This window comes from Bradyrhizobium sp., assembly GCF_036009065.1.
In the GTDB taxonomy this organism is placed as follows: domain Bacteria; phylum Pseudomonadota; class Alphaproteobacteria; order Rhizobiales; family Xanthobacteraceae; genus Bradyrhizobium.
In genome coordinates this window covers 1-5,970 of record NZ_DASYMN010000158.1, presented here as the reverse complement: position 1 = coordinate 5,970, position 5,970 = coordinate 1, and the positions used below count along the sequence as shown (strand labels likewise).

Genomic DNA, 5,970 nt, shown 5'->3' with positions numbered 1-5,970 from the left:
CTTGACCTGATCGGGGTGCAGATCGCCCTCGTCCAGCGCCGAGATCTTGCTCTTGGCCTTGCGCAGGTTGAAGAACAGCTTCTTCTGGTTCGCGGTGGTGCCCATCTTCACGAGCGACCACGAACGCAGGATGTACTCTTGAATCGACGCCTTGATCCACCACATGGCGTAGGTTGCGAGTCGAAATCCCTTGTCGGGCTCGAACCGCTTCACCGCCTGCATCAGGCCGACATTGCCTTCCGAGACGACTTCCGAGATCGGCAGGCCGTAGCCGCGATAGCCCATGGCGATCTTGGCCACGAGCCGGAGATGGCTGGTGACAAGGTGATGCGCCGCGTCCCGATCGTCATGTTCGCGCCAACGCTTGGCGAACATGTATTCCTGCTGCGGTTCCAGCATCGGGAATTTGCGGATCTCGCTGAGGTAGCGAGAGAGGCCGGATTCTCCGTTGAGAACCGGCAGGGTAGCTGTACGGGCCATTTTAGCGCCCTCCAGTGGTTCAGGTCCCCGATAGCGGCGGACCCGGCAGACGGCCGCTTGGTTAAAGCCGGCCGCGCTGCGATGTTCCGCGTTGGATATTCAACGCAGGTGCAGCATACACCAAACGCGCGGCTTCAGGGAAGGATAACCGGTCTCACGTCATCGTGTGGCTGGCATAACCTATTGGCATACCGCCGCTTTTCCAAAAGGCCTGCGTCATTCCGCCGCCCGCAGCGCGCTTTGCAGGAGAAGCAAATCCCCCGGCAGCGGCGCTTCCCAGCTGAGAATATCCCCGGTCCGAGGATGCTGAATGGTAAGCTGGTAGGCGTGCAGGGCCTGCCGCCCGAGCGCGGCCAGCGCCGCCTGCGCCGTCGGGCCGAGCGCATTGGCTTTGGTCTTGAAGTGCGGGCCATAGACGGCATCGCCCAGCAGGGGATGGCCGATATGGGCCATATGCACCCTGATCTGGTGGGTGCGGCCGGTCTCGAGCTGGCAGGCCAGGAGGGAAGCGACCGGGTTGCCACCGCGGCCATTAAAGCACTCGGCGACCTCCCAATGGGTGATGGCCTGCCGGCCGGAGTCACGTACCGCCATTTTTTCCCGGGCATGCGGATGCCGGTCGATCGGCGCATCGATGGTGCCGCGCTGGCGGTTCAGGGCTCCCCAGGCGAACGCCATGTAGCCGCGGCGCATCGCGCCGGTGCGGCCGTGGTCGGCGAACTGTTCGCTCAGGGATTGGTGGGCGCGGTCGTTCTTGGCCGCCACCATCAGCCCGGTGGTGTCCTTGTCGAGCCGGTGCACGATGCCCGGGCGTTTTACCCCGCCGATGCCGGACAGGCTTATCCCGCAATGGGCGATCAGCGCGTTCACCAGCGTGCCGGTCTCGTGGCCGGCGGCGGGATGCACCACCAGCCCCCTGGGCTTGTTGATGACGATGATGTCGTCGTCCTCATAGACGATATCCAGCGCGATGGCCTCGCCTTCGGGCTCGGCGGCGACGGCTTGCGGCACGTCGATTGTGATCGTATCGCCCTTGGCGACATGATAAGCGGGGTCGCGGACGGGGGCGCCCTTGACCGTGACTTGTCCGGCGAGGATCAGCGCTTTGAGCCGCGACCGCGAAAGTTCGGGCCGGCGTGCGGCGAGCACGCGGTCGAGCCGCGCAAAACCCTCGTCGCCACCGACGATGACCTCCAGCTTCTGACCGCACTCGGACGAGACTTGTTCCAAAGAAGAGCCTTGCATGACCGAACAACCTGCTCCGCCCGAACCGACCCCCGAGCAGGCCGCGCTGTTCGCGCGGGTGCGGCGGATGATGCTGATCGCGGGCCTGACCACGGCGCTGGCGGTAGCCGCCGTGCTGATCGCCATCGGCTACCGCCTTTTCCGCGGAAGCGAAAGCACCGTGTCCACCGATACCACGGCCATGCTGCCACGGGGCGCCCGCATCCTCTCCACCGCGGTGGCCGGGGATCGCCTGGTGGTGACGCTGGATATAGGTGGTGTGACAGAAATCCGCACCTTCGACGCCAGGACGCTGAAACCGGCAGGGAGGCTGAGATTTGCCAACGAGCCTTGAAGCCCGTCATGGCCGGGACAAGCCCGGGCATGACGAGGTTGTTGCAGCCGGTAGATTTCAAGGCTATTCCCATCAACCGCACGCTCCCTTCGTCTAGCGGTTAGGACGCGGCCCTCTCAAGGCTGAAACAGGGGTTCGATTCCCCTAGGGAGCGCCAGCTTTTCAAAGGACATGGTCGATGACACACACGGTGCGGAACCTTGCTGCCGTGCTGGCCGCAATCGTTGTGCTCGCGTTGTCGATGTCCGGCATTGCTGTCGCCGAGCCCGGGTTTTCCTTCGATGCAACGCCGGGCAAGCTGCCGAAAACAGTTATTCCCGTCCACTATGCCATCGAACTCACGCCCGACCTCGAAAGCCTCGCGCTGCCAGGTGTCGAAGTCGTCGACATCGAGGTGCGCGAGCCCACCGCGCGGCTTGTTCTGAACGCGGTCAATACCACGTTCGGCGCCGTCTCCATCGATGACGACGCGCAGCGCGCCGAGGTCGCGCTCGATGCCACAGCCGAGACCGCGACGCTCACGTTTCCGCAGCCGCTCGCAGCGGGCGCGCACCGGCTGCGCATCGCCTTCACGGCGCGGATCAACAAGTTCGGCACCGGCCTGTTCTTTGTCGATTATCCGACCGACCATGGCACGAAGCGGATGCTGTCGAGCAAGCTCGAGCCCGCCGACGCGCGCCGGATTTTTCCGTGCTGGGATGAGCCCGCCTTCAAGGCGACCTTCGCGCTGACGGTGACCGTGCCGCGCACGCACCTCGCGGTCGGCAACATGCCGGTCACGCGCGAGACGCCGGTCGCGCCGGACCTGAAGCAGGTCGCCTTTGCGCCGACGCCGAAAATGTCGACCTATTTGTTCGTGTTCACCACGGGCGAATTGGAGCGGCTCACGGCGGACGCCGATGGCGTCACCATCGGCGTGGTGACCACGGCGGGCAAGCGCGAGCAGGGGCGCTTTGCGCTCGACAACGCCGTAAAACTGCTCGCTTGGTTCAACGACTATTTCGGCGCAAAATATCCGCTGCCCAAGCTCGACCTGATCGCGGTGCCCGGCGGATTCGGCGGCGCCATGGAAAACTGGGGCGGCATCACCTTTTTCGAAAGCCGGCTGCTGTTCGACCCGTCCACCACTGCCGACACCGCGCGGCGCGGCATCTTCACCATCCTGGCGCACGAGATGGCGCATCAATGGTTCGGCGATCTCGTCACCATGGGCTGGTGGGACAATCTCTGGCTCAACGAGGGCTTTGCCAGCTGGATGCAGGTCAAGGCGGCGGAGCATTTTTATCCGCAATGGCAGACCTGGCTGAACGGTTATGGCCAGAAGCAGTTCGCAATGGCGCTCGACGCGCGGCGCACCTCGCATCCGATCCAGCAGCCGGTCGCCGACTCCAGCGAAGCGATGGCGGCGTTCGACGGCATTACCTACAACAAGGGCCAGGCGCTGATCCGCATGCTGGAAAGCTATCTCGGCGAGCAGGCGTTTCGCGATGGCATCCGCAACTACATGGCCGCGCATGCCTATGGCAACACCACCACAGCCGACCTGTGGCGGGCGCTCGAAAGTGCCGCCGGCAAGCCGGTAACGGGCGTTGCCGCGTCCTTCACCGAGCAGGACGGCGTACCGCTGATCATAGCCGAGACCGCCTGCAGCGGTGACAGGCAGCGCTTGGCGCTGCGGCAGGATCGATTTGTGATTGCGCCTGCGCGCGGCGAAGGGACTGTCTGGGCGCCCAGGGCCTGGAGTATCCCGATCGCGGTCGGCCCGCTAAACGCAACGCGGCCATCGCAAGTCCTGCTGCTTCAGGGCAGCACCGAGGTCGCGGCCGGGTTCTGCGGCGAGCCGATAAAAGTCAATCGCGGCGACATCGGCTATTACCGGGTCGAATACGGCCCCAACAGCCGGGCAGCCTTGGCGAAGGCGCTGGCACTGATGGCGCCGGAAGATCGTCTCAACTTCCTCGCCGACGGCTGGGCACTGGTGCAAGCCGGCCGTGCCGAACCGCCGTCTTATCTCGCGCTGATCGAGCAAATCCGCAGGGATGATCACCGCGCGGTATGGGATCAGGTGGTCAACGCCTTGACCAGGCTCGAACGGCTTGCGCGCGACCGCAGCGAGCGCCCGGCGCTGCAGAGCTATGGGCGCGCAAAATTGCGCCCGGTGTTCGACCGGCTCGGCTGGGATGGCAATGACTCGGGCGATAATGACGAAGCGTTGCTACGGTCCAGCCTGATCTCGGCGCTCGGCGAATTCGGCGACGGCGACATCCTTGCGGAGGCGAGGCGGCGGTTCGCAGGCTTCCTGCAGGATCCGCAATCGCTGCCCAGCGCGCTACGCGATCCGGTGGCCCATCTCGTCGGCATCGGCGCCGATCGCGCAAGCTATGACGCGCTGCTGGCGCTGGCGCGCAAGACCACGGTGACGACCGAGCGCCTGCGCTATTATTACGCGGCCGCCAGCGCGCGTGACCCTGCGCTTGCACGCGCCACGCTGGCGCTGACCTTGACCGATGAACTGCCGAGCACGATCGTCGGCGGCGTGATCAACACGGTCGCTTCGTCCGGCGAGCAGCCCGATCTTGCCTGGGATTTTGTGCAAAAGAACTTCGATGCGCTCGCTGCCAAGCAGGGACCGCAGTTCCGCGACGCCTTCATCGCCAACTTCATGACCAACTTCAGCGACGACGCCCACGCCGCCGAGCTCGCGCGTTTCGCGCCCGCGCAGGCCACCTCCGGTGGCCGCGTGATGACGGCGCGCGCCCTGGAAACCATCGCGATCTCAGCCGATCTGAAGACCCGCGCGCTGCCGGCGGTCGATGCCTGGATCAAGGCGCAAAATGGCGGGCGGCCTTGAGCAACGAGCAGCGCACAGGCAGCCGTCGTTTAGTTCACGCGTTGCGCTCCCGAATGCGGATTGGAACACGCCGCGGAAAGGGACCGACCACTAACCTCGACAATGTCCTCGGCCTCCGGTCGGACGAGAACGGCATCGTCTGGATCATCGACATGGGATTTCGCACCAAGATCACACCCAAGCTCGTCGGATGGAATACGCGCACCGACAAGCTCGAGCGCATCTACGACATGCCCGAGCCGATCACGCGGAGTGGATCGCAGCCGCAGGATATCGTCATCGACCAGAAGAACCGGAAGTTCTATGTCGCCGACGAGGACATCGGGCCGGGCGGCGAGGGCTCCCATGCCGCGATCATCATCATCGACATGGATACGGGACGCGCCCGGCGTGTTCTTGACGGAGACAAGTCGACGGTTCCGGAAAACGTGCCGATCACCGTGGATGGCAACGATCTGACCGTCCCAGGCAAGGACGGCAAGCCAACGATCATCAAGGTCGGCTGCGATGGCATCACCATGGATGTCGGGTCCGAATGGGTTTACTTCGCACCGCTAAACGGTCGTTCGCTCTATCGTATCCGAGTTGTCGATCTAAATGACGAGAAGCTCACGCCGGCGGAACTGAGCGCCAAGGTCGAGCGCTATTCGGACAAGCCCAACAATGGAGGACTCTCGATCGATTATGCCGGCAACCTTTATCTGACTGCGGTCGAGACCAAATCCGTTGGCGTCGTCGGCGCCGATCGCAAGTACCGCACTTACTTGAGCGATCCGGAGATGGTTTGGCCTGATGGCATCACGGCTTCTCCCGACGGATATATGTATGTGTCCGCCTCGCAAATCTCCGCAGCGGCCATGTTCAATGGCGGCAAGGCCGAGAACAAGACGCCGTATCTGATCTACCGCTTCAAACCCCTCGCAGCGGGCTACGTCTCTCGCTGAGATGCCCGGATGACCGCTGCCCTTCGGGCAGCGGGCTTTTCTCGGACGACTGGTTATGCCTTCCTATCGCTCGACAGTCGCGGGAAAGTCGACCGGCATATTAACCAATCGCTACC

At 64.0% G+C, this 5,970-nt stretch carries 5 protein-coding genes and 1 tRNA gene; 4 read left to right on the top strand and 2 right to left on the bottom strand.

The window, feature by feature from the left end; translation table 11 throughout:
* Positions 1-480 (bottom strand): RNA polymerase factor sigma-32 (locus VGP39_RS09540; RefSeq protein ID WP_327567859.1); only part of this gene is annotated, 480 nt, incomplete at its 3' end.
* A gap of 216 nt (positions 481-696) precedes the next feature.
* Positions 697-1,725: an RluA family pseudouridine synthase gene (locus VGP39_RS09535; protein WP_327567858.1), complete on the bottom strand. Its 1,029-nt coding sequence runs from the start codon at positions 1,723-1,725 to the stop codon at positions 697-699.
* On the opposite strand from VGP39_RS09535, the gene VGP39_RS09530 reads away from it, so the two are divergent.
* The 4 genes from VGP39_RS09530 (at position 1,724) to VGP39_RS09515 (ending at position 5,854) form a co-directional block, all read left to right on the top strand.
* The gene (locus tag VGP39_RS09530) at positions 1,724-2,059 is read left to right on the top strand and encodes a hypothetical protein (RefSeq protein WP_327567857.1); all 336 of its coding nucleotides are present in this window, start codon (positions 1,724-1,726) and stop codon (positions 2,057-2,059) included. The genes VGP39_RS09535 and VGP39_RS09530 overlap by 2 nt on opposite strands.
* Positions 2,060-2,141: 82 nt before the next feature.
* Positions 2,142-2,216, top strand: a tRNA-Glu gene (locus VGP39_RS09525).
* A 21-nt stretch (positions 2,217-2,237) separates the two neighbouring features.
* The gene (locus tag VGP39_RS09520; RefSeq protein ID WP_327567856.1) at positions 2,238-4,910 is read left to right on the top strand and encodes a M1 family metallopeptidase; all 2,673 of its coding nucleotides are present in this window, start codon (positions 2,238-2,240) and stop codon (positions 4,908-4,910) included.
* Between the two features lie 53 nt (positions 4,911-4,963).
* Positions 4,964-5,854, top strand: a complete 891-nt coding sequence (locus tag VGP39_RS09515; protein ID WP_327567855.1) for an L-dopachrome tautomerase-related protein — start codon at positions 4,964-4,966, stop codon at positions 5,852-5,854.
* The last annotated feature ends 116 nt before the right edge of the window (positions 5,855-5,970 follow it).